A 21,489-nucleotide genomic window follows, 5' to 3' on the forward strand; every position below is an offset into this window, starting at 1 on the left:
CGGTCATGTCGAAAGCCAAGGTTACGAATGCCCGGCGCAAGCGGAGTGTGCGGCTGAAGCTGCGCCGCTCCGCCAGCGGCCGCCCGCGCCTGTCGGTGTTCCGCTCGTCCAAGCACATCTACGCCCAGGTCATCGACGACCTGAAGGGCGAGACGCTGGCCTCTGCCTCGTCGCTCGAGAAGTCGATGCGCGACGGCGGCAAGACCGGTGCCGACATCGATGCGGCGAAGGCGGTCGGCAAGTTGCTGGCCGAGCGCGCGGCCGAGAAGGGCGTCAAGGAAGTCGTGTTCGATCGCGGCAGCTATCTCTATCACGGGCGCGTCAAGGCTTTGGCCGATGCGGCGCGTGAGAGTGGGCTGAGCTTCTAACAGAATTTGAGGATTGGGGCGTAAGCCCCTGAAGGATTGGAAAAACCATGGCAGCTGAACGCGAACAACGTGGTGGACGCGATCAACGCGGCGGCGGACGTGAACGCAGGGAGCGCGAGGAGCGCGACAGCGAGTTCGTCGACAAGCTCGTCCACATCAACCGCGTGGCCAAGGTCGTCAAGGGCGGCAAGCGCTTCGGTTTCGCAGCGCTGGTCGTGATCGGCGACCAGAAGGGCCGCGCCGGCTTCGGTCACGGCAAGGCGCGCGAAGTGCCCGAGGCGATCCGCAAGGCGACCGAGTCCGCCAAACGCAACCTGACCCGCGTCTCGCTGCGCGAGGGCCGCACGCTGCATCACGACATCGCCGGCCGTCATGGCGCGGGCCGTGTCTACCTGCGCGCAGCTCCGGCCGGTACCGGCATCATCGCCGGCGGCCCGATGCGCGCCGTGTTCGAGACGCTCGGCGTTCAGGACGTGGTGGCGAAGTCGATCGGCTCGTCGAACCCGTACAACATGGTGCGCGCGACCTTCGACGCGCTGAAGCACCAGGATTCGCCGCGTTCGGTCGCAGCCCGCCGCAACATCAAGGTGTCCACTCTGCAGTCGCGCCGTATCGGCGGCGATGCCGAGGCGGCTGCCGACTAACGGAAGCTTTTCGGAGTAGACCAAGATGGCCAAGGCCGCAAAGACGATCAAGCTCGAGCAGACCGGCAGCGCGATCCGCCGCCATCACTCGCAGCGCTCGACCCTGATCGGGCTCAAGCTCAACAAGATCGGCCGTACAAGCGAGCTGCCGGACACCCCGGCAGTTCGCGGCATGATCGAGAAGGTTCACCATCTCGTCCGCATCGTCGACGAGAAGTAAGCAAGGGCGCGCGATCCCGAAGAACGGGAACCGGGTTTCGGTGAAGATCGTGCGCAAGACACAAGGAGAAGGGCGATGAAGCTCAGCGATATCGCCGACAATGCCGGCTCGCGCAAAAAGCGTATGCGCGTTGGCCGCGGCATCGGTTCGGGCAAGGGCAAGCAGTCCGGCCGTGGCGGCAAGGGTCAGACCGCGCGTTCGGGCGTGCGCATCAAAGGGTTCGAAGGCGGCCAGATGCCGATGCATCGCCGTCTGCCCAAGCGCGGCTTCAACAACATCTTCCGCGTCGAGTTCGCCGAGATCAATCTCGACCGGCTCCAGGAAGCGGTCGACGCCAAGAAGATCGACGCCGGCAGCGTCGTCAACGTCGAGGCCCTGGTGAAGGGCGGCGTGCTGCGCCGCGCCAAGGCCGGCCTGCGGCTGCTCGGCCGCGGCGAGCTCAAATCCAAGCTCAACATCGAAGTGCACGGCGCTACCAAGACCGCGATTGCGGCGGTCGAGAAGGCCGGCGGCTCGGTGAAGATCCTCGCCCCTGCAAAGGAAGAAGGCGAGGCGGCGTAACAACTGCGTCATTGGCCCGCGCCTCGCGGGCCTTTACGCATGCGGGACGTGGACTTATCGAAGCCGAGCCCCAGATAATGTCCGGCGTCCGCTAATTCAGCCCGGCCGCGGGCATCAACGGCGCAACAGGCGGCGGGAGAAAGTCCAAGATGGTCTCTGCAGCGGAACAACTGGCAGCCAATCTCAATTTCGGCGCGTTTGCCAAGGCCGACGAACTGAAGAAGCGCATCTGGTTCACCCTGGGTGCGCTGCTTGTTTATCGGCTCGGGACCTACATTCCGCTGCCCGGCATCGACCCGAGCGCCTGGGAGCAGGTGTTCCGCTCGCAGGCCGGCGGCATTCTCGGCATGTTCAACATGTTCGCCGGCGGCGGCATCCACCGCATGGCGATCTTCGCGCTGAACATCATGCCGTATATCTCGGCCTCGATCATCATCCAGCTCCTCACCACCGTCTCGCCGCAGCTCGAGGCGCTGAAGAAGGAGGGGGAGGCCGGCCGCAAGACGCTGAATCAGTATACCCGCTACCTGACGGTGATCCTGGCTCTGTTTCAGTCCTACGGCATCGCGGTAGGACTTCAGGGCGCCGGCAATGTCGTCAGCGAACCTGGACTGTTTTTCCTGCTCTCGACCTCTATCACGCTGACCGGCGGCACCATGTTCCTGATGTGGCTCGGCGAGCAGATCACCTCGCGCGGCATCGGCAACGGCATTTCGCTGATCATTCTCGCCGGCATCGTCGCCGAGCTCCCCGCTGCGCTCGCCGGAATGCTCGAGCTCGGCCGTCAGGGCGCGATGTCGACCGGCCTGATCCTGGTCGTCATCGTCATGGCCGTCGTCGTGATCGCCTTCATCGTCTTCATCGAGCGCGCCCAGCGCCGGCTTCTGATCCAGTATCCGAAGCGCCAGGTCGGCAACAAGATGTTCGAGGGCCAGTCCTCGCATCTGCCGCTTAAGCTCAACACCTCCGGCGTGATCCCGCCCATCTTCGCGTCCTCGCTGCTTCTGCTGCCGACCACGGTTGCGAACTTCAACACCGGCAGCGGGCCGGAATGGCTCCAGTGGATCACCACCCAGCTCGGCCATGGCCGCCCGCTGTTCCTGATCCTGTATCTGGCGCTGATCGTGTTCTTCGCCTTCTTCTACACCGCGATCGTGTTCAACCCGACGGAGACCGCGGACAATCTGAAGAAGCACGGCGGCTTCATTCCGGGCATCCGCCCGGGCGAGCGCACCGCGGAATATATCGATTACGTGCTGTCGCGCATCACCGTGGTGGGTGCGATCTATCTGGCGATCGTCTGCTTGATCCCCGAGATCCTGATCTCCTACGCCTCGGTGCCGTTCTACTTCGGCGGCACCTCCTTGCTGATCGTGGTCAGTGTCACCATGGATACGGTGGCGCAGGTCCAGGGCTATCTGCTGGCGCACCAGTACGAGGGCCTGATCCGCAAGTCCAAGTTGCGGGGCCGCCGTAGATGAACAGGGAGCTCGCGCGCCGAATCGCTTTCACGATTGGCGCGCTGCTCCTTTTCAGGCTCGGCTCGCTGATCCCGATTGCGGGACTGGATGTTGCGTCCCTTTCGTCGCTGCCGAGCTTCAACGTCCGTCTTTCGCTCTTTTCGCTCGGCCTCATTCCCTATCTGACAGCGGCGATCCTTATCCGGTTGCTGTCGGTGGTGTGGCGCGGCCTTGATTTGCTCGAGCGGTCTGGCGAGGCCGGCCGGCGCAAGATCGCCCGTGCAACGCTCAGCATCACGCTGGCTCTTGCTGCTTTTCAGGCCTACGGCATCGCCTCCGCGCTGATTTCCATTCCGGGTCTCGTGAGACATCCGGACGGCTGGTTCGTGACGACGGCCACGGCCTCGATGGTCGGCGGCGTCTTCGTGCTGCTGTGGCTCGGCGAACAGATCACCCGCTACGGCATCGGCAACGGCCTTGCGCTGATCTTGAGCGTCGGCATCCTCATCTCGCTGCCGCAAGACGTCGCCGGCATCGCGAATCTCGTGCGGAGCGGGGCGATCTCGGGCAATCTGGTGTTCGTCCACGCTTTGCTCTGGGTCGTGACCGTCGCCGTGATCGTCCTGGTCGAAGGCGCGCGGCGAAACGTTCGGATCGAGTTCGGCCCGCTCGACGTCGGCGCGCGGCAATTGCCGGCGCGGGCTGGCGTTCTGCCGATCAAGCTCAACAGCGCCGGGTTCCTGATTCCGGTCACGGTGGCGCCGTGGATCTTCTTTCTGCCGCTTGCCTTTGCCGGCTTCTTCCTGGGCGGTGACCATCCCGTGGTCGCAGCGGCTTACCGACACCTTCAACTGGGGCAGCCAGCGCACATGATCCTCGTGTCGATCGCGGTGTTCGCGCTCGCCTTCGTCTACACCGCCTATGTCGTCAATCCCGAAGACGCGGCCAAATCCCTGGCGCGGCACGGCGGCACAGTCTCCGGTATCGCACCCGGCGAGGCGACAGCGAGCTATCTCGATCGTGTCGTGTCATTGACGACGGTGGTCGGAGCCGTCTACCTGACGGGCTTGCAGTTGATTCCGGAGGTGTTCGAGCTTTACGGGATCGGCCTGCCTTATAGTATGGTCGTCAATGGCGGCGAGGCGCTGGTTGTGGTCTGCACCGCTCTTGATATCAAAGCACAGGTGCGCGAGGTGTCGCTCACCAATTCGGGGGGCGTACGCCGATGAGAATTATACTTCTGGGACCGCCGGGGTCGGGCAAGGGGACCCAGGCGCAGCTCTTGGTGCAGCGCTATGGCATCGTCCAGCTCTCGACCGGCGAGATGTTGCGTGCAGCGGTTGCGGCCGGAACGCCTGTCGGGCTGAAGGCGAAGGAGATCATGGCCAGCGGCGGTCTCGTGCCCGATGAGGTCGTGGTGGGAATCATCTCCGACCGCATCGACCAGCCCGACGCCAAGAACGGCTTCATCCTCGACGGCTTCCCGCGCACCGTGCCTCAGGCCGAGGCGCTGGACGAGCTGCTCAAGCGCAAGCATCTCAAGCTCGATGCCGTGATCGAGCTTCGGGTCAACGAGAGCGCGCTGCTGAGCCGCGTCGAGGCGCGCGTTGCCCAGATGAAGGAGCGCGGGGAGGAGGTCCGGGTCGACGACACTCCGGAGGTCCTGACCAAGCGACTCGCCAGCTACCGGAGCCAGACGGAACCGCTGATTCACTACTATTCCGAGCGTCGGAAGCTCTCGACCATCGACGGCATGATGGCCATCGACGAGGTCACCCGGGCGATTCACCGCCAGCTTCTGGCGCTGGGGGCGGTGGAACCGAAGTCCCACGCCCGAAGCGCAGCCACTGCGACGCCGGCCAAGAGGACCAAGGCGGCAAAGAAAACGGCCGAAAAGCCGGTGAAAGCAGCCAAGAAAGCTGCAAAATCGGCCAAAACCGCCAAGAAGGCAGGCAAGAAGGCCGTGAAAGGTACCAGGAAGGCCGCCAAGAAGACCGTCAAGAAAGCGGCCAAGAAGTCCGCCCGGAAGACTGTCAAAAAGGGTGCCAAGAAGGCGGCAAAAAAGGTCACGAAAAAGCGAGCCAAGCGCTAGCAGCGGTTGACGAAAGCCCCCGGAATCCCCTAATAAGCCCCGCATCCAAGTCGGATAGTTTCAGACGATGCCGGGCCCCAGGAAGACCGGGGGTGGGCGTCGTGTTCGCGTTTGTGAACACCTGCCCGAGAACACAAGCACTTAAAGCCCGGTCCTGACGAGGATCGGCGACAGGAGAGAAGGCCGTGGCCCGTATTGCCGGCGTGAACATTCCCACCAACAAGCGCGTGCTGATCGCGCTCCAGTACATCCATGGCATCGGTCAGAAGATCGCCGGTGAGATCCTGGAGAAGGTGAAGATCCCCGTGGATCGTCGCGTCAATCAGCTCAGCGACGCCGAAGTGCTCCAGATCCGCGAAGTGATCGACCGCGATTATCTCGTCGAGGGCGATCTGCGTCGTGAGGTCGGCATCAACATCAAGCGTCTGATGGACCTCGGCTGCTATCGCGGCCTGCGTCATCGTCGCGGTCTGCCGGTGCGCGGTCAGCGGACGCACACCAATGCGCGCACGCGCAAGGGTCCGGCCAAGGCCATCGCCGGCAAGAAGAAGTAAGTTTTCGAATCCAATCGCGCGTGTGGCGATGCGGGGAGACCCGTTCGCCACGCGCTTTTCGTTCCACAGGTGTAGCCGCTGGCATTACGGCGGCGTTTGAGATCTTCAGGAAAGGGACTCAATGGGCAAGGAAGCCACCCGCGTTCGTCGTCGTGAGCGCAAGAACATCGCCTCGGGCGTCGCGCACGTGAACTCGTCGTTCAACAACACGACCATCACCATCACCGACGCGCAGGGCAATACCATCGCCTGGTCTTCGGCCGGCACGATGGGCTTCAAGGGCTCGCGCAAGTCGACCCCGTACGCCGCGCAGGTCGCCGCCGAGGACGTGTCCAAGAAGGCGCAGGAGCACGGCATGCGCACGCTGGAAGTCGAAGTCGCCGGTCCGGGTTCGGGCCGCGAATCGGCGCTCCGTGCGCTCCAGGCCGCGGGCTTCACCGTCACCTCGATCCGCGACGTGACCACGATCCCGCACAACGGTTGCCGTCCCCGCAAGCGTCGGCGCGTTTGATTTGACATGTTGCGGGCGCATCGGCGCCCGCAACGACTTTGCAAGAAGCCGCCGGTGCGACCTGCGGCCTTTCTCCAACGCCAGTATTTGATGCCTCAAATAGACTGGCCTGTATGGGTGAAACAGTGACGATCCAGAAAAATTGGCAAGAACTGATTCGGCCGAACAAGCTCCAGGTCACGCCCGGCAGCGATCCCTCGCGTTTCGCGACGATCGTCGCCGAGCCGCTCGAGCGCGGCTTCGGCCAGACCCTCGGCAATGCGCTGCGCCGCATCCTGCTCTCCTCGCTCCAGGGCGCGGCGGTGCAGTCGGTGCACATCGACGGCGTGCTGCACGAGTTCTCCTCGATCGCAGGCGTCCGTGAGGACGTCACCGACATCGTGCTCAACATCAAGGACATCTCGATCAAGATGCAGGGCGAAGGCCCCAAGCGCATGGTCGTGAAGAAGTCCGGCCCCGGCGTGGTCACCGCCGGCGACATCCAGACCGTCGGCGACGTCGTCGTGCTCAATCCGGACCTGCAGATCTGCACCCTCGACGAGGGCGCCGAGATCCGCATGGAGTTCACGGTCTCGACCGGCAAGGGCTACGTGCCCGCCGAGCGTAACCGTCCCGAGGACGCGCCGATCGGCCTGATTCCGGTCGACAGCCTGTACTCGCCGGTCCGCAAGGTCTCCTACAAGGTCGAGAACACCCGCGAGGGCCAGATCCTCGACTACGACAAGCTGACCATGACGATCGAAACCAACGGCGCGATCACGCCGGATGACTCGGTGGCTTACGCCGCCCGCATCCTGCAGGATCAGCTCAACGTGTTCGTCAACTTCGAAGAGCCGCGCAAGGAAGTCGCCCAGGAGATCATCCCGGACCTCGCCTTCAACCCGGCCTTCCTCAAGAAGGTGGACGAGCTCGAGCTGTCGGTGCGTTCGGCCAACTGCCTGAAGAACGACAACATCGTCTACATCGGCGACCTCGTGCAGAAGAGCGAAGCGGAAATGCTCCGCACCCCGAACTTCGGCCGCAAGTCGCTGAACGAGATCAAGGAAGTGCTGGCCCAGATGGGTCTGCATCTCGGCATGGAAGTGCCGGGCTGGCCGCCGGAGAACATCGACGAGCTCGCCAAGCGCTTCGAGGATCACTACTGAGTATTCGTCGTTCCGGGGCGATGCGCGAGCATCGAGCCCGGAACCTCGAGATTCCGGGTTCGGCTCTGCGAGCCGCCCCGGAATGACGACCGGGCGAACGCAGGCAGCCCACCTGAGCAACATGTCCGACGAACCGTCGCGGCAGTTCATACGTAAGGAATAAACATATGCGTCACGGCAAGGTTCATCGGAAGCTCAACCGCACGGCCGAGCATCGCCGTGCGATGTTCGCCAACATGGCGGCCGCGCTGATCAAGCACGAGCAGATCGTCACCACGCTGCCGAAGGCCAAGGAGCTCCGTCCGATCGTCGAGAAGCTCGTCACCCTCGGCAAGAAGGGCGGTCTCTCGATGCGCCGCCAGGCGATCTCCGAGATGCGCGACAAGGATCAGGTCAAGAAGCTGTTCGACGTGCTCGCGACCCGCTACAAGGACCGCCAGGGCGGCTACACCCGCATCATCAAGGCCGGCTTCCGCTACGGCGACAACGCCGCGATGGCCGTGATCGAGTTCGTCGATCGCGACGTCGATGCCAAGGGCCAGGATTCCGGCCCGGTGCAGGAAAGGGAAGCCGAGGCGGCGTAAGCCGGCCGGCATGTGATCTTGAAAGCGGCGCCCCGAAAGGGCGCCGCTTTTGTTTGGGAGCGTAGGTAGGCAAGAGGTGCGCCCTTTGCGCGCTGTGCCCGCCATCCTGTCAGCGCGTCTGCACGCTTGGCCTGTGTCCCGTTCGTCTCCCCAAGCTCACGCGTCGGTGAGCGCCGATTGCGATGGCGGTTGCGGCGCACATATCTCCGTTGTCCTCAATGGAGATGACCCATGCACATCGACCTGTCCGGAAAGACTGCCCTCGTCACCGGCTCGACCGCGGGCATCGGCCACGCCATCGCCAAGGGCCTGGCAGCCTCCGGCGCCAGCGTCGTCATCAATGGCCGCGGCCAGGACAAGGTCGACGCTGCCGTGCGCAAGCTGGAAGGGACGGGCGCCAAGGTCCGCGGCATCGCCGCCGACGTCTCGACCGCTGCAGGCTGCAAGTCGCTCGTTGCGGCGCTGCCCGAGGTCGACATTCTCATCAACAATGCCGGCATCTTCGAGCCCAAGGATTTCTTCGAGATCCCGGACGAGGACTGGACCCGCTTCTTCGAGGTCAACGTCATGAGCGGCGTGCGGCTGTCGCGCGCGTACATGAAGGGCATGCTCGCGCGCAATTGGGGCCGCATCGTCTTCATTTCCTCGGAGTCCGGGCTCAACATTCCCGTCGAGATGATCCACTACGGCATGACCAAGACCGCCCAGCTTGCGATCGCGCGCGGCCTGGCCCAACTCACCCGCGGCACCGGCGTCACCGTCAATTCCGTGCTGCCGGGACCGACCATGTCGGAAGGCGTCGAGACCTTCGTGAAGGATCTCGCCAAGCAAAACGGCCAGTCGGTGGACGAGGCCGCCGCCAACTTCGTTAGGCAGCATCGCCCCAGCTCGCTGATTCAGCGCTTCGCCAGCGTGGAGGAGATCGCCAACATGGTGGTCTATGTCGCCTCGAAGGAGGCATCCGCCACGAACGGCGCAGCGCTGCGCGCGGAGGGTGGCATCGTCAACACCATCGCCTGAGCGCCCGCGCGTCAGCAGTCCGGCTTTTGGTTCGGGGCACGATCGGCTAGATTAAGCCTCCATGCTCCGGACCTTCTCCACTCGCGACAAGCGGCGCGTCCGCCTGACCTATGCACGCTGGCGCCGGCGGGCGATTTTCCTGCTCGGCGGCGTGGCCGTCGGCGCAGCGGCCGTCGCGCTGGCGCAGGCCGCCGATCTGGCCCAGCAGGCCTTCGCGTTCCTGCTGGCGAAGTCGCGCTATATTGTGCTGGCGATCACGCCGCTCGGCTTCATGCTGTCGGCCTATCTGACCATCCGCCTGTTTCCGAATGCGCAGGGCAGCGGCATCCCGCAGGCGATCGCCGCCCGGCATCTGACCGACCAGTCCGCGCGCGAAAGTCTGGTCTCGATGCGGATCGCGGCTGGAAAGGTGATCCTCACTTTGTTCGGCCTGCTCTGTGGGGGCTCGGTCGGCCGGGAAGGGCCGACCGTCCAGGTCGGCGCGTCCATCATGTTCGCACTTGGCCGCGTGTCGCCGCGCCGCCAGCCAGGCCTGATCCTGGCCGGAGCGGCCGCCGGCGTTGCCGCCGCGTTCAACACGCCGCTGGCGGGGATCGTATTCGGTATCGAGGAGATGAGCCGCGCTTTCGAGAGCCGCACATCCAGCCTCATCATTGCTGCGGTCATCGCGGCCGGCCTGACCTCGCTCGCACTGGCCGGCAATTACGCTTATTTCGGCAGTAGCGCGATGTCGCTGGCGCGCGGCGTCGATTGGCTGGCCGTGCCGGTCTGTGGCGTGATCGGGGGCCTCGCAGGCGGATTGTACAGCCGCATCGTCATCGCCACGGCGCGGGGATTCAAGGGGCCGGTCGGGCGCGCGATCAAGGACCACCCGCTCTGGTTCGCCTTCGCCTGCGGTCTCGCCGTCGCGCTCTGCGGCCTCGCCTCGGGCGACACCGTTTACGGCACCGGCTATCAGCAGGTGAAGACGGCGCTGGAGCAGGGCGCGCCGCTGCCGCAGGATTTCGGCATCCTCAAGATGATGGCGACGACGTTCGCCGCGATCAGCGGCATTCCCGGCGGCATCTTCGCGCCCTCGCTCGCCGTCGGTGCCGGGATCGGATGCAATGTCGCCTCTTTCTTCCACGACGCGCCGCTCGGTGCAATCATGCTGCTCGGCATGGTCGCCTATTTCGCCGGGGTGGTACAGGCGCCGATCACCGCCTTCGTCATCGTCACGGAGATGACTGACAATCACGGCATGGTCGTGCCGTTGATGGCGGCCGCCCTGATCGCGCATCTCGTCTCGCGACTGGTTTGCGAGGAGGGGATCTATCACGCGCTCGCCAAGGGCTTCATCGAGCGCGGTATGGCGAAGACGTAGCAGCGAAGGTGTCGGGCAGGTTAGAGCGTTTTCGAACGAAGTGGATACCGGCTCGCGTGAAGAAAACGCGTCAAAACAAGAATCTAGAGCTTCGGTTCTGATTCAATCAGAACCGAAAGTGTTCTAGAGGCACGTAACCCGCCATCCGTGTCGCGGATTGAGAGGCGGGTGGGTTGGCCTTCGGCTAACCCTCCCGACGAAGCCTTTACCACCCCTCCAGCACGATCTTGCCGCGCGACTTGCCGCTCTCGAGCAGCGCGTGCGCGCGCTTGAGGTTGGCCGCGTTGATCGTGCCGAAGGTCTGGTCCAGCGTGGTGCGCAGCACGCCCTTGTCGATGAGGTCGGCCACATCATTGAGCAGATGATGCTGCGCGATCATGTCCGGCGTCTGGAACGAGGAGCGCGTGAACATCGACTCCCAGTGCACCGAGATCGCCTTGCCCTTGAACGTGCTCATGGTGAACTCCGGGGGATCGTCGATCAGGCCGAACCTGCCCTGCGGTGCCATGAAGTCGGCGATCGCCTTGTAGTGCTGGTCGGTGAAGGTGAGGCTTGCGACCAGCGCGACCGGTGGCAGCTTCAGCTTCTCGATCTGCTCCTTCATGGGCTTGCCGTGGTCGATCACCGCATGCGCGCCGAGATCGAGGCACCATTTCTGCGACTCCGGCCGCGTGGCGGTGGCAAGCACCGTCAGACCGGTGAGACGGCGGGCGAGCTGGATCAGGATCGAGCCGACCCCACCGGCGCCGCCCGTGATCAGGAGCGTGCGCGGATCTAAACTCTTGCCGGGTAGCGCGCCGAGCCGATCGAACAGCAGCTCCCAGGCGGTGATGGAGGTGAGGGGAAGGGCGGCGGCCTGCGCGAAGGACAGGCTCTTCGGCTTGTTGCCGACGATGCGCTCGTCGACCAGGTGGAATTCGGCGTTGGTGCCCTGGCGCAGGATCGAGCCGGCGTAGAACACCTCGTCGCCCGGCTTGAACAGCGTCACGTCGGGGCCGACCGCATCGACCACGCCGGCCGCGTCATAGCCGAGGATCTTGGTCTCGCCCTCGGGCGGGCTCGCGCGCTTGCGCACCTTGTAATCGACCGGATTGGCCGAGATCGCCTTCACCGCGACGCGGATGTCGCGCCCTTTGGGGTCGGGCTTGGCGGTCTCGAAATCGATCAGTGAATCCGCGTCCTCGATCGGAAGCGATTTTTTGTAGCCGACGGCCTTCATGGCTTGTCTCCATCAGATGGGCTGTTCGCCTGCCGCTCTAACTGTCGCTCTGGCTTCAGATTGGCAAGTACTGTAATTTCGGGGATATAGTCCCTGTTTGGATACTATTGGGGAAAACACGTATGAAGCGGCGCAATTTCGCCCGTCGTCCCGGCTGCTCGGTCGAGGCGACGCTGGACCTCATCGACGGCAAGTGGAAGGGCGTGATCCTCTACCACCTGCAGAGCGGCACCCAGCGCTTCGGCGAACTGCGCCGCCGGATGCCCGGTATCACCCAGCGCATGCTCACCAAGCAGCTGCGCGCGCTGGAGGAGGACAAGCTGGTCATCCGCAAGGTCTATGCCGAGGTGCCGCCGCGCGTGGAATATTGCCTGTCCGAGCTCGGCGAGAGCCTCAAGCCTGTGATCGACACCCTGAAGGCCTGGGGCGAGAGCCATCAGGAGCGGCTGTCCTGCGCGCCGGCGCCGGAGGTCGTGAAGAAGCCGAAGCGCGCGGCGTGATGAAAGGTGAGGGCGGTGCCGTCACCTCTCCCCGACGGGGAGAGGTCGAATTGCGCCTGGCGATGCGCAGCATCGTCCAGAGCAATTCGGGTGAGGGTGCGCGGCATTCTCGATAGCGCGTAACCCCTCACCCGCGCCGGAGCCTGTCATCGGGCGCGCCTTCGGCGCGACCCGGTGGGCGCGACCTCTCCCAACCGGAGAGGTGAAGAGGCCTAGAACGCGAACTGGGTGCGCATCGCGACCGCGTCGAACTTCGAGCCGACGTCGGCGGTCGAGACGGGCGAGGCCTGTCGCGAGACCGTGCCGTGCAGATAGTCGAGCATGAAGCGGACGTTACCGTTGACGTACCAGTTGAGCGCAAGCGTGTAGACGGTCTGCCGGCCGCCTGCGACACCGGCCGCGGTCGCGAGCTGGTCGTTGAGGTCGATCGTCGAGAAGCGCCCTGCGATCTCCCATGCGCCCCAGCCGCCGCCCTCGAGCGAGAACGGATGCGCAGGCTTGACGCCGCCATAGGCCGCGTTCGCCGCATTATAGGACCGGCCTTCGCCGGTCAGCACATAGCCGGCCTGCGCGTAGCCGCCCTGGAACTTCAGGCTCGGTGCGCCGACCAGCGGAACACTGGTGTTGGCGCTGCGATCGACATTGTACCAGAAGTACTCGCCCTGGACGATGAAGGGACCGTAGGTGGCCGCGGCTTCGATGCTGTAGACCTGCGCACCCGAGACGTTGGCGATGGCGCCGGTGGAGATCAGAGGTGTCGGATCGAGGCGCAATTCCGGACGATCGCTCAGCGTGACCGTCTGCGTGTTGGCGATCAGGTTGCGCGGCGGCTGGATCAGCCATTGCGCATTGGCGCCGATATGCACTGAGTAGTCCTTGGCGTTGATGGGATTGCCGGCAACTCGCGCCACCGCGCCGTATTGCTCGCTCGTGCCCGGCGGCGAGACGCTCGAAGCGGAATGGATCGCTCCCGTCGATGGTCCCGTGACATAGCCGCCGATCCAGAGCTGGTCGTTGAACCAGCGCGCACCGGCTGCGGAGCGGAAGTCGCCGGCGGCGATGTTGGTGGCGACCACGCCGGGGGAGGCGCGCTCCATGAACATGATGTCGTTCGAGCTCGTCGCTTCGTCGAGCGTGTACGGCAGGTCCATGATGCCGACCTCAACCGCCATCTTGCCGCCGAACGGCTTTAAGCCGGTGTAGCTGATATAGGCATTCTCGACGCCGGAGAGGCCGCCGCCCGGCAGCGAGCCCGGTGCAGCGCCGCCGAATCCGTCCGACGAGCCGCCGAAATCGTAGACCAGCGCGAAATTCCAGTCGTGGAAGAACTTGCCGGTGACGCCGATGCGCGCGCGGCGCACGTTCTGGCCGCTATCGAGCTTCTGGGGCACGGTGGCCGCGGTGTTGGGACGATAGTCGTATCCGCCGACATCGTAATGCAGGCGGCTGGTGATGGCGACGCAATTGGCCTGATCGGCGGTGCAGATCGTCGGCCGATTATTCGGCATCGTCACGACGACGCCGGATGCCGGCGCCGGCCCCTTGACGGGGATTGCCGCATTGGCATTGGCAACCGCAGCCTTTGCCTCTGCGCGGGCCTCGGCCTTTGCCTCGGCCTTGGCTTCCGATTTCGCCTTTGCTGTGGCCGCCGTGTTCGCCGCGGTCTGACTCTGGAGCTTGTCGAGCTTCTGCTCCAGCATCTTCAACTGCTGTTTCAGGAGCGCGATCTCCTGCTCGCTGTTGCTTGCCGACTGGGCCTGCGCCTGCGAGGCCGCCAGCGCGCCGGCAAGACCAATCGCGGTGGCGGCAATTCTTGTTCTGCTCACGTTACGCTCCATCGTTTGGCGGTTTTCCTGAAGTCGCGAACGGAGAGCCTAGGTGTAATCGATGACTGCTCCGCGACGCTGCGCACGGCTGCCTGAGTTCCCGCTGATGCAAATTCGCCGCAACCGAATCCAGCGTCCACCACCATGCAAGATGACACGCATCATGCCAACCTGCCGCCCGCGCAAATCGCCGATTCGTACAGCCCGTTCGCAGCCGGACACCCCCGTGAAGCGGCCGAATATTGCCGCCCGGCGCACTTCTATTGGCCGGCGAACGCGCCTATATTCCGTCGTCTTTTCCAAGAGGTAGGAATGTTTCGAGCGACCTGGACTGCCGCCGCCACGGCGCTGTGCGTGGCTTTTTTGGCCCATTTTAATCCGGCTGCCGCGCAGGACCGCCGCGTCCCGTCGTCACAAGCCGAGCTGCGGCTGTCCTATGCGCCGATCGTGCAACGGGTGCAGCCGGCCGTCGTCAACGTCTATGCCGCCAAGCTGGTGCAGAACCGCAATCCGCTGCTGGACGACCCGATCTTCCGCCGCTTCTTCGGCGTTCCCGGCCAGCAGCCCGAGCAGATGCAGCGCTCGCTCGGCTCCGGCGTCATCGTCGATGCTTCCGGCCTCGTCGTCACCAATGTCCACGTCATTGAGGGCGCGGACCAGGTGAAAGTGTCGCTGTCGGACAAGCGCGAGTTCGAGGCCGAGATCCTGCTGAAGGATTCCCGCACCGATCTCGCCGTGCTGCGCCTGAAGGATGCCAAGGAGAAGTTCCCGACGCTCGACTTTACCAATTCCGACGAGCTGTTGGTTGGCGACATCGTGCTCGCGATCGGCAATCCCTTCGGCGTCGGCCAGACGGTGACCCACGGCATCATCTCGGCGCTGGCGCGCACGCAGGTCGGCATCACCGACTATCAGTTCTTCATCCAGACCGACGCGGCGATCAACCCCGGCAATTCCGGCGGCGCGCTGGTCGATATGGCCGGCAGGCTCGCAGGCATCAACACCGCGATCTATTCGCGCTCAGGCGGCTCGCAAGGCATCGGCTTTGCGATTCCCGCCAACATGGTGCGCGTCGTGGTCGCCTCCGCCAAGAGCGGCGGTAAGGCGGTGAAGCGGCCATGGCTCGGGGCAAAACTGCAGGCGGTGACGCCCGAGATCGCCGAGAGCCTGGGGCTGCGCTCGCCGACTGGTGCGCTGGTCGCGAGCGTCGTGTCGAACGGGCCGGCAGCGAAGGCCGGGCTGAAATCCTCCGACCTCATCACCGGCATCGACGGCCAGATCGTCGATGATCCCAACGCCTTCGACTACCGTTTCGCGACCCGTCCGCTCGGCGGCACCGCGCAGATCGACGTGCAGCGCGGCGGCAAGCCGGTGAAGCTGAGCGTCGTGCTGGAGACCGCCCCCGATGCAGGTCGCAACGAACTCGTCGTCACCGCGCGCTCGCCGTTCCAGGGCGCGAAGGTCTCGACGATCACGCCGGCTGTCGCCGACGAGCTGCGTCTGGACGCCGACACCGAAGGCGTCGTGATTACCGAAATCGGCGGGGATACCGCGGCCGCGAATGTCGGCTTCCAGAAGGGCGATATCATCCTGGCCGTCAACAACCAGAAGATCAGCAAGACCGCGGACCTCGAAAAGGCCGCGGGCGAACGACCGCGGATCTGGCGCATCACGGTGGTGCGCGGCGGCCAGCAGATCAACGTCACGCTGGGCGGATGAGTCCGAAGCGACCACAGCAGACGCCGACTCTCTTCGCCGCGGCGGGGCTCGACCACGACGCCCCGCATCCGCTGCCGGACAGGCTGCGCCCGCGCGCGCTGTCGGAGGTTGTCGGCCAGGACCACATCCTCGGCCCTGATGGTGCGCTGACGCGCATGCTGGAGACGCGCACGCTGGGCTCGCTCATCTTCTGGGGGCCGCCCGGCACCGGCAAGACCACGGTGGCGCGGCTCCTGGCGGATGCGACCGATCTGCATTTCGAGCAGATCTCCGCGGTGTTCTCCGGCGTGGCCGATCTAAAGAAGGCGTTTGATGCGGCGCGGGCCCGCCGCGAGCTCGGCAAGGGCACGCTGCTGTTCGTCGACGAGGTGCACAGATTCAATCGCGCCCAGCAGGATTCGTTTCTGCCAGTGATGGAAGACGGCACCGTCGTCATGGTGGGCGCCACCACCGAGAACCCGTCCTTCGAGCTCAACGCGGCGTTGCTCTCTCGCGCGCGCGTGCTCGTGTTTCGTTCGCTGGACGCGGCCGCGATCGAGAAATTGTTCGCGCACGCCGAAGCCGTCGAGGGCAGGAAGCTTCCACTCGACGCCGAGGCGCGCGCCGTGCTGGTCCGCATGGCCGACGGCGATGGCCGTGCCTCCCTGACGCTCGCCGAAGAGGTCTGGCGTTCGGCGCGGGCGGACGAGATTTTCAATGCCACTCAGTTGCAGGACATCCTGCAACGCCGCGCGCCGATCTACGACAAGTCGGCCGACGGCCATTACAACCTGATCTCGGCGCTGCATAAATCGGTGCGCGGCTCCGACCCCGACGCGGCGCTGTATTATCTCGCGCGCATGCTCGATGCCGGCGAGGACCCGCTGTTCCTGGCCCGCCGTGTCGTGCGCATGGCGGTGGAGGATATCGGCCTCGCCGATCCGCAGGCGCTGATCATCGCCAATGCGGCGAAAGACGCCTTCGACTTTCTCGGCCATCCCGAAGGCGAGCTTGCCATCGCGCAGGCGGTCGTCTATCTCGCCACCGCGCCGAAATCGAACGCGGTCTACACCGCTTTCAAGGCGGCGATGCAGACCGCCAAGCAGGCGGGATCGCTGCTGCCGCCAAAGCACATCCTCAATTCCCCGACCAAGTTGATGAAGTCGGAAGGCTACGGCGCGGCGTACGAATACGACCACGATGCCCCCGATGCCTTCTCCGGCCAGGACTACTTCCCGGAGGCCCTGGGCCGCCAGACCTTCTACGACCCGCCCGAGCGCGGCTTCGAGCGCGAGATCAGGAAGCGGCTGGATTACTGGGCCAAGCTGCGCAAGGAGCGGGGCGGGACAGGCTAGATACGGCCATTTCGCCGTGACGACAGCCGGCTTTTAGGGTACGCAGGCAGCCATGAGCCGCCGCATCAAAAGAACCGATCCAAAGCCCCGTTCGCGCGACGAGCGCAAGGAGGCGCGCCCCTTCAAGGCCCGTAGCACCAAGAAATCGGGACCGCGCCCAGGCGGCAAGCCGAGTGGGAAGCCACCGCGCTTCGCGAGCGAGCGCGCCGAGCGGCGTGCGCCCAACATCGAACTGGAAAGGCCTGCGCCCGAAAAGCCCGTCGAGGCCTTGCTGCCGACCAAGGTGCAGACCGTCACCGTCACGGCGGACGAGAACAACATGCGCGTCGACCGCTTCCTTGAAGCGCGCTTTCCCGGGCTGTCGTTCTCCCACATCCAGCGCGTCGTGCGCAAAGGCGAGCTGCGCGTCGACGGCAAGCGCGTCGACAGCAAGGATCGGCTGGAAGAGGGACAGAGCGTCCGCATCCCGCCGCTCAAGCTCGACGCGCCGAAGGCCGTCGGCGAGCTCTCGGAGGCCGCGCAGAAGACGCTCAAGGCGCTGAAGGAGATGACGATCTACGAGGACGACGACGTCCTCGTCCTGAACAAGCCCGCCGGCCTTGCCGTGCAGGGCGGTTCGGGCATGACGCGGCACATCGACCAGATGCTTGAGGTGATGCGCGATGCCAAGGGCCAGAAGCCGCGTCTCGTGCATCGCATCGACCGCGAGACGTCGGGCTGTCTGCTGATCGCCAAGACGCGCTTTGCCGCCTCGCACCTCACCGGCGCATTCCGCTCGCGTTCGGCGCGAAAGGTGTATTGGGCTCTGGTACCGGGCCTGCCGAAGCCCAAGCAGGGCCGCATCTCGACCTTCCTCGCCAAGGAAGAGAGCGAGGACGACACCATCATGCGGATCGCCCAGCATGGCGACGAGGGCGCCAGCCACGCGGTGACGTATTATGCGGTGGTCGAGACCGCCGGCAACAAGCTGACCTGGGTGTCGCTGAAGCCGGTGACGGGCCGCACCCACCAGCTGCGCGCGCACATGGCCCATATCGGCCATCCCATCGTCGGCGATCCCAAATATTTCAACATCGAGAACTGGCAGCTGCCGGGCGGGCTGCAGAACCGGCTTCATCTGCTCGCGCGGCGTATCGTCATTCCGCATCCGCGCGGCGGCGTGATCGACGCCACGGCGCCGTTGCCGCCGCATATGCAGCAGTCGTGGAACCTGCTCGGCCTCGATGCATCGAGATTCGATCCCATCGAGAACGCGCCGGAGGAATAGCAGGGTTGAACAGGGGCAGCGGACTCACGACATCTCCGCCATGAGACGGCTCGCGATCTGCGTTGTGCTGATGTCCACTCTGGGGCAAGCCGCCCAGGCGCAATATGTGCTGCCGGGTGCCTCGCAGCTCGCTCCCCCGCTGCCTCGGCCACCACCGCCGCCGAAGATCGAGGTGCCGAAGGTTCCGCAATTCGATGCGCCGCCGCGCTACAACTACCAGCCGCTCCCGCGCAATTCATTCGGCGATCGCGTCTCCAGGTGCCTCGACGATGCTGCAGCCGCGGGACTTGGCCCGGCCGATCGCGGCACTTATGCGCGAAGTTGCGCCAACTGACCGAACGCATGCAATCTGACTGACGACAGGGACCTGATACGGCCATGCGCGAATTGTTCGAAGAAGCTGCGGGGCGACCTCCGCCGGATCCGCGGGAATCGGCGCGCGCGTCCGCTCGCACGCCGCTGCGCAAGCGCTTCTACAAGGAAGCCGGCGTCGCCGATGCCGAAGGCGGCTTCGCCATCACCCTCGATGGCAAGCCGATCCGCACCCCCTCCGGCCGCCAGGTCGTGATCCCCTCGCGCGAACTCGCCGACGCGGTGGCCTCCGAATGGGCCGTGCAAGCCGAGACGATCGATCCCGTCACCATGCCGCTGACCCGGATCGCCAACAGCGTGGTCGAGGGCGTGATCGACCGGGTCGAGCTCGTCAGCGACGATCTGGCGAAGTACTTCGAGACCGACCTGCTGTTCTATCGCGCCGGCCATCCCGAAGGGCTGGTCGCGCGCGAGGCCGCGCATTGGGATCCCGTGCTGTTTTGGGCGGCGCAGACGCTGGGGGCGCATTTCATCCTGTCCGAGGGCGTCATGCATGTGAAGCAGCCGGACGAGGCGGTCCGGGCCGCGCGCGCAGCACTGCCGGGGGATGCCTGGTCGGTCGCGGCGCTCCACATAGTCACAACCCTGACCGGCTCGGCGCTGCTCGCGCTGGCCCTGGCACAGGGCGCGCGGGACGCCGACCAGGTCTGGGCCGCGGCCCATGTCGATGAGGACTGGAACATCGATCAATGGGGCGTGGACGAGGAGGCCGCCGCTCGTCGCGCCACACGCCAGAAGGATTTCCAGGCCGCCGTGACGGTTCTGGCGGCGGTGAGGCCGTCGGCCGTCGAAGGTCCTTAACGAGAGGTTTACGACGCAGCGGTAGGGTAGCCGGCGTTCCCTGAGGCTCCCCGAGATGCCGACGCCGGTCACCTCCATCGCCCCCGTCAGCGCCGCCAGCCCCTTGGCTGATGCGGCGACGCCGGACCTTGTGCTGCAAGCGGGCCGGGTCGTCGATGCCAAGGTGGTCAGCGTACTCGCCGACAATCTGGTGCGGATCGCGATCGCCAACCTCTCGATGGATGTGATGTCGGAGGTGGCGCTCACCCCCGGCCAAAATCTCCAACTCGCCGTGTCCAGGAACGACGGCACGATCCGGCTCGCAGTCATGAACGGTGCAAGCGAGGCGCTTCCCGATCAGGTCACCTTGACGGCTCGCGCAGCCTCGCTGGTGGAGAGCCCGCCGCTTGCGCCGTCCGCAAGTGCGGCGCGCAACACCCTGACCCCGGCAGAACACGTTGCCGTCAGCGCAGCCTCCGCCGAGGCCGCGACCAGGCAGGGCAGCCAGGCGACGCTATTCGCCAATCTTGCCGCGGTGGTCAGCGGCAGCAATTTGCCGGCGGGACTGAAGCAGGCCGTGCTGGACGTGCTGGCGCAGCAGACGCCGCTCCATGCCGGGCTCGATGGCGGCGATATCGAGACGGCCTTTCAGAAATCCGGCCTGTTCCTCGAGGCCTCGCTGGCGGCGGGCGCGGCGCCGTCGTCTGGGGCGACGCCCGATCTCAAGGCCGCGCTGCTGGTCCTGCGCCAGACCCTGGCCACGCTCAACACTGCCGCACTCCCGGCTGGCACGACGGCAACAGCCGCACCGGCTCAGGCCACAAGTGGCACCGTGCCGGCTGCCGTTCCGTCAACCGATGCGGAGATCGCCCAACCCCAGGAAATGCCGCGCAACGCCGCACGCGCGGCTGCCGTCCTGGCCGATGCCGCCGCCGTTTCGCAGGCCGCATCGCCGCGGACCATGACCGCAGGCCTTGCCGCCAGCCTGTTGCAGGAGATGACGCAAAACCTGCCACGCATGCTCGGCAATTTGCCGGGCTCCAACAAGGCCGTGCCCGATGGCCATGTCTCGGAGGCGGCCAGCCAGGCGACCACGCCACCGCCGTTCCGTGGCGCATTGCCGGCGTCGCAGGCCATCGCCTCGCCATCGCTCGCACCGAACACGCCACTTGCGGCCACGGTTCACCGCCTGCTCGATGACACCGATGCCGCGATCGCGCGCCAGACGCTGTTGCAGATTGCCTCGCTGCCCGATCGCACCGATGCCAGCGGGCACCGCATCGACCCGGCCGTGCCGCAATGGAACTTCGAAATTCCGTTCGCGACGCCGCAGGGCACCGCGATGGCGCAGTTCGAGATCTCGCGCGACGGCGGCAACGAAGCCGCGGATGCTGCCAACACGCGGGGCTGGCGCGCCCGCTTCTCGCTCGACGTCGAGCCGGCCGGTCCCGTGCATGCCTTGATCACGCTGAACGGCGACACGACGTTCGTGCGGATGTGGGCGGAGCGGCCGGCGACCGCGCAGCAGCTTCGCGCCGGAATCGGAGAGCTCAACCAGGCCCTGACCAGGGCCGAGCTCAAGCCCGGCGACATCGTGGTGCGCGACGGCACGCCGCCGCAGCCTGCACCGGCCCGCGCCGGACACTTCCTGGATCGGGCGACATGAGCGAGGCGCCCAAGCTAGCGATTGCCCTGCACTACGAGAAGGGCACCAACGCCCCGGTGGTCGTCGCCAAGGGCAGGGGCACGATCGGCGAGAAGATCGTCGAGATCGCCAAGGCCCATGACATCCCGATCGAGGAGAACGAGATCCTGGCCGGGGCGCTCTCCAAGGTCGAGCTGGGCGACGAGATACCGCCGGATCTCTACAAGGCCGTTGCGGAAGTCCTGGTGTTCGTGCTGCGGCTCTCGGGACGAGGGCGCTAGCGGGCTGTCATCCTTTCACCACGT

Annotated in this window: 23 protein-coding genes; 21 read left to right on the top strand and 2 right to left on the bottom strand. The window is 65.4% G+C overall.

Annotation, left to right across the window (positions count from 1 at the left end; translation table 11 throughout):
* The first annotated feature begins 5 nt into the window (after positions 1-5).
* The 13 genes from rplR (at position 6) to AC3WLX_RS22365 (ending at position 10,522) form a co-directional block, all read left to right on the top strand.
* A complete protein-coding gene (rplR, locus tag AC3WLX_RS22305) occupies positions 6-368 on the top strand; it encodes a 50S ribosomal protein L18 (RefSeq protein WP_291625044.1) in 363 nt (120 codons plus the stop codon).
* A gap of 47 nt (positions 369-415) precedes the next feature.
* Positions 416-1,012 carry a 30S ribosomal protein S5 gene (gene rpsE, locus AC3WLX_RS22310; RefSeq protein WP_014494507.1) on the top strand — a complete coding sequence of 199 codons (597 nt, stop codon included), beginning with the start codon at positions 416-418 and terminating at the stop codon, positions 1,010-1,012.
* 25 nt (positions 1,013-1,037) lie between these two features.
* Entirely contained in the window at positions 1,038-1,232 is a 195-nt protein-coding gene (gene rpmD / locus AC3WLX_RS22315; protein WP_011088137.1) for a 50S ribosomal protein L30, read from the top strand.
* Positions 1,233-1,307: 75 nt separating this feature from the next.
* On the top strand, positions 1,308-1,793 hold the full coding sequence (gene rplO, locus AC3WLX_RS22320; protein ID WP_018322273.1) for a 50S ribosomal protein L15: 486 nt from the start codon (positions 1,308-1,310) through the stop codon (positions 1,791-1,793).
* Between the two features lie 149 nt (positions 1,794-1,942).
* Positions 1,943-3,274, top strand: coding sequence for a preprotein translocase subunit SecY (gene secY, locus AC3WLX_RS22325; protein WP_291625039.1), 1,332 nt, complete (start codon positions 1,943-1,945; stop codon positions 3,272-3,274).
* A complete protein-coding gene (locus AC3WLX_RS22330; RefSeq protein WP_492337597.1) occupies positions 3,271-4,482 on the top strand; it encodes a preprotein translocase subunit SecY in 1,212 nt (403 codons plus the stop codon). The genes secY and AC3WLX_RS22330 overlap by 4 nt, the downstream gene beginning before the upstream one ends.
* Positions 4,479-5,345, top strand: a complete 867-nt coding sequence (locus AC3WLX_RS22335; protein WP_291625035.1) for an adenylate kinase — start codon at positions 4,479-4,481, stop codon at positions 5,343-5,345. Before AC3WLX_RS22330 ends, AC3WLX_RS22335 begins: the two co-directional genes overlap by 4 nt.
* 185 nt (positions 5,346-5,530) lie before the next feature.
* The gene (gene rpsM / locus AC3WLX_RS22340; RefSeq protein WP_008549231.1) at positions 5,531-5,899 is read left to right on the top strand and encodes a 30S ribosomal protein S13; all 369 of its coding nucleotides are present in this window, start codon (positions 5,531-5,533) and stop codon (positions 5,897-5,899) included.
* Positions 5,900-6,020: 121 nt separating this feature from the next.
* On the top strand, positions 6,021-6,410 hold the full coding sequence (gene rpsK, locus AC3WLX_RS22345; protein WP_007603045.1) for a 30S ribosomal protein S11: 390 nt from the start codon (positions 6,021-6,023) through the stop codon (positions 6,408-6,410).
* A gap of 113 nt (positions 6,411-6,523) precedes the next feature.
* Positions 6,524-7,555 (top strand): DNA-directed RNA polymerase subunit alpha, encoded by a 1,032-nt coding sequence (locus AC3WLX_RS22350; protein WP_492337598.1) that lies wholly within the window; start codon positions 6,524-6,526, stop codon positions 7,553-7,555.
* Between the two features lie 167 nt (positions 7,556-7,722).
* The gene (gene rplQ, locus AC3WLX_RS22355) at positions 7,723-8,139 is read left to right on the top strand and encodes a 50S ribosomal protein L17 (protein WP_291625028.1); all 417 of its coding nucleotides are present in this window, start codon (positions 7,723-7,725) and stop codon (positions 8,137-8,139) included.
* A 231-nt stretch (positions 8,140-8,370) separates the two neighbouring features.
* Complete coding sequence (locus tag AC3WLX_RS22360) at positions 8,371-9,159, top strand: SDR family NAD(P)-dependent oxidoreductase (protein ID WP_492337599.1); 789 nt, start codon at positions 8,371-8,373, stop codon at positions 9,157-9,159.
* A gap of 61 nt (positions 9,160-9,220) precedes the next feature.
* The gene (locus AC3WLX_RS22365; RefSeq protein ID WP_492337600.1) at positions 9,221-10,522 is read left to right on the top strand and encodes a chloride channel protein; all 1,302 of its coding nucleotides are present in this window, start codon (positions 9,221-9,223) and stop codon (positions 10,520-10,522) included.
* A 205-nt stretch (positions 10,523-10,727) separates the two neighbouring features.
* On the opposite strand, the gene AC3WLX_RS22370 is transcribed toward AC3WLX_RS22365, so the two are convergent.
* A complete protein-coding gene (locus AC3WLX_RS22370) occupies positions 10,728-11,741 on the bottom strand; it encodes a zinc-binding alcohol dehydrogenase family protein (protein WP_492337601.1) in 1,014 nt (337 codons plus the stop codon).
* 122 nt (positions 11,742-11,863) lie between these two features.
* Here AC3WLX_RS22370 and AC3WLX_RS22375 point away from each other — a divergent pair, with 122 nt between their 5' ends.
* Complete coding sequence (locus AC3WLX_RS22375; protein WP_291627544.1) at positions 11,864-12,241, top strand: winged helix-turn-helix transcriptional regulator; 378 nt, start codon at positions 11,864-11,866, stop codon at positions 12,239-12,241.
* Positions 12,242-12,453: 212 nt separating this feature from the next.
* Here AC3WLX_RS22375 and AC3WLX_RS22380 read toward each other — a convergent pair whose 3' ends face one another.
* The gene (locus tag AC3WLX_RS22380) at positions 12,454-14,067 is read right to left on the bottom strand and encodes an OprO/OprP family phosphate-selective porin (protein WP_291627542.1); all 1,614 of its coding nucleotides are present in this window, start codon (positions 14,065-14,067) and stop codon (positions 12,454-12,456) included.
* A gap of 312 nt (positions 14,068-14,379) precedes the next feature.
* On the opposite strand from AC3WLX_RS22380, the gene AC3WLX_RS22385 reads away from it, so the two are divergent.
* The 7 genes from AC3WLX_RS22385 to AC3WLX_RS22415 are packed head-to-tail and all read left to right on the top strand — an operon-like array spanning position 14,380 to position 21,465.
* Positions 14,380-15,786 (top strand): DegQ family serine endoprotease, encoded by a 1,407-nt coding sequence (locus tag AC3WLX_RS22385; protein WP_492337602.1) that lies wholly within the window; start codon positions 14,380-14,382, stop codon positions 15,784-15,786.
* Positions 15,783-17,120 carry a replication-associated recombination protein A gene (locus tag AC3WLX_RS22390; RefSeq protein WP_492337603.1) on the top strand — a complete coding sequence of 446 codons (1,338 nt, stop codon included), beginning with the start codon at positions 15,783-15,785 and terminating at the stop codon, positions 17,118-17,120. Before AC3WLX_RS22385 ends, AC3WLX_RS22390 begins: the two co-directional genes overlap by 4 nt.
* Positions 17,121-17,172: 52 nt before the next feature.
* Positions 17,173-18,387, top strand: coding sequence for an RluA family pseudouridine synthase (locus AC3WLX_RS22395; RefSeq protein ID WP_492337604.1), 1,215 nt, complete (start codon positions 17,173-17,175; stop codon positions 18,385-18,387).
* A gap of 40 nt (positions 18,388-18,427) precedes the next feature.
* Entirely contained in the window at positions 18,428-18,721 is a 294-nt protein-coding gene (locus AC3WLX_RS22400; protein ID WP_492337605.1) for a hypothetical protein, read from the top strand.
* A gap of 44 nt (positions 18,722-18,765) precedes the next feature.
* Positions 18,766-19,560 carry an ATP12 family chaperone protein gene (locus tag AC3WLX_RS22405; RefSeq protein ID WP_492337606.1) on the top strand — a complete coding sequence of 265 codons (795 nt, stop codon included), beginning with the start codon at positions 18,766-18,768 and terminating at the stop codon, positions 19,558-19,560.
* A gap of 55 nt (positions 19,561-19,615) precedes the next feature.
* On the top strand, positions 19,616-21,205 hold the full coding sequence (gene fliK, locus AC3WLX_RS22410) for a flagellar hook-length control protein FliK (protein WP_492337607.1): 1,590 nt from the start codon (positions 19,616-19,618) through the stop codon (positions 21,203-21,205).
* Positions 21,202-21,465: an EscU/YscU/HrcU family type III secretion system export apparatus switch protein gene (locus AC3WLX_RS22415; RefSeq protein ID WP_291631199.1), complete on the top strand. Its 264-nt coding sequence runs from the start codon at positions 21,202-21,204 to the stop codon at positions 21,463-21,465. The genes fliK and AC3WLX_RS22415 overlap by 4 nt, the downstream gene beginning before the upstream one ends.
* Positions 21,466-21,489 lie beyond the last annotated feature (24 nt).

The sequence above is a fragment of the Bradyrhizobium sp. FW305-F6 genome, from assembly GCF_058782905.1.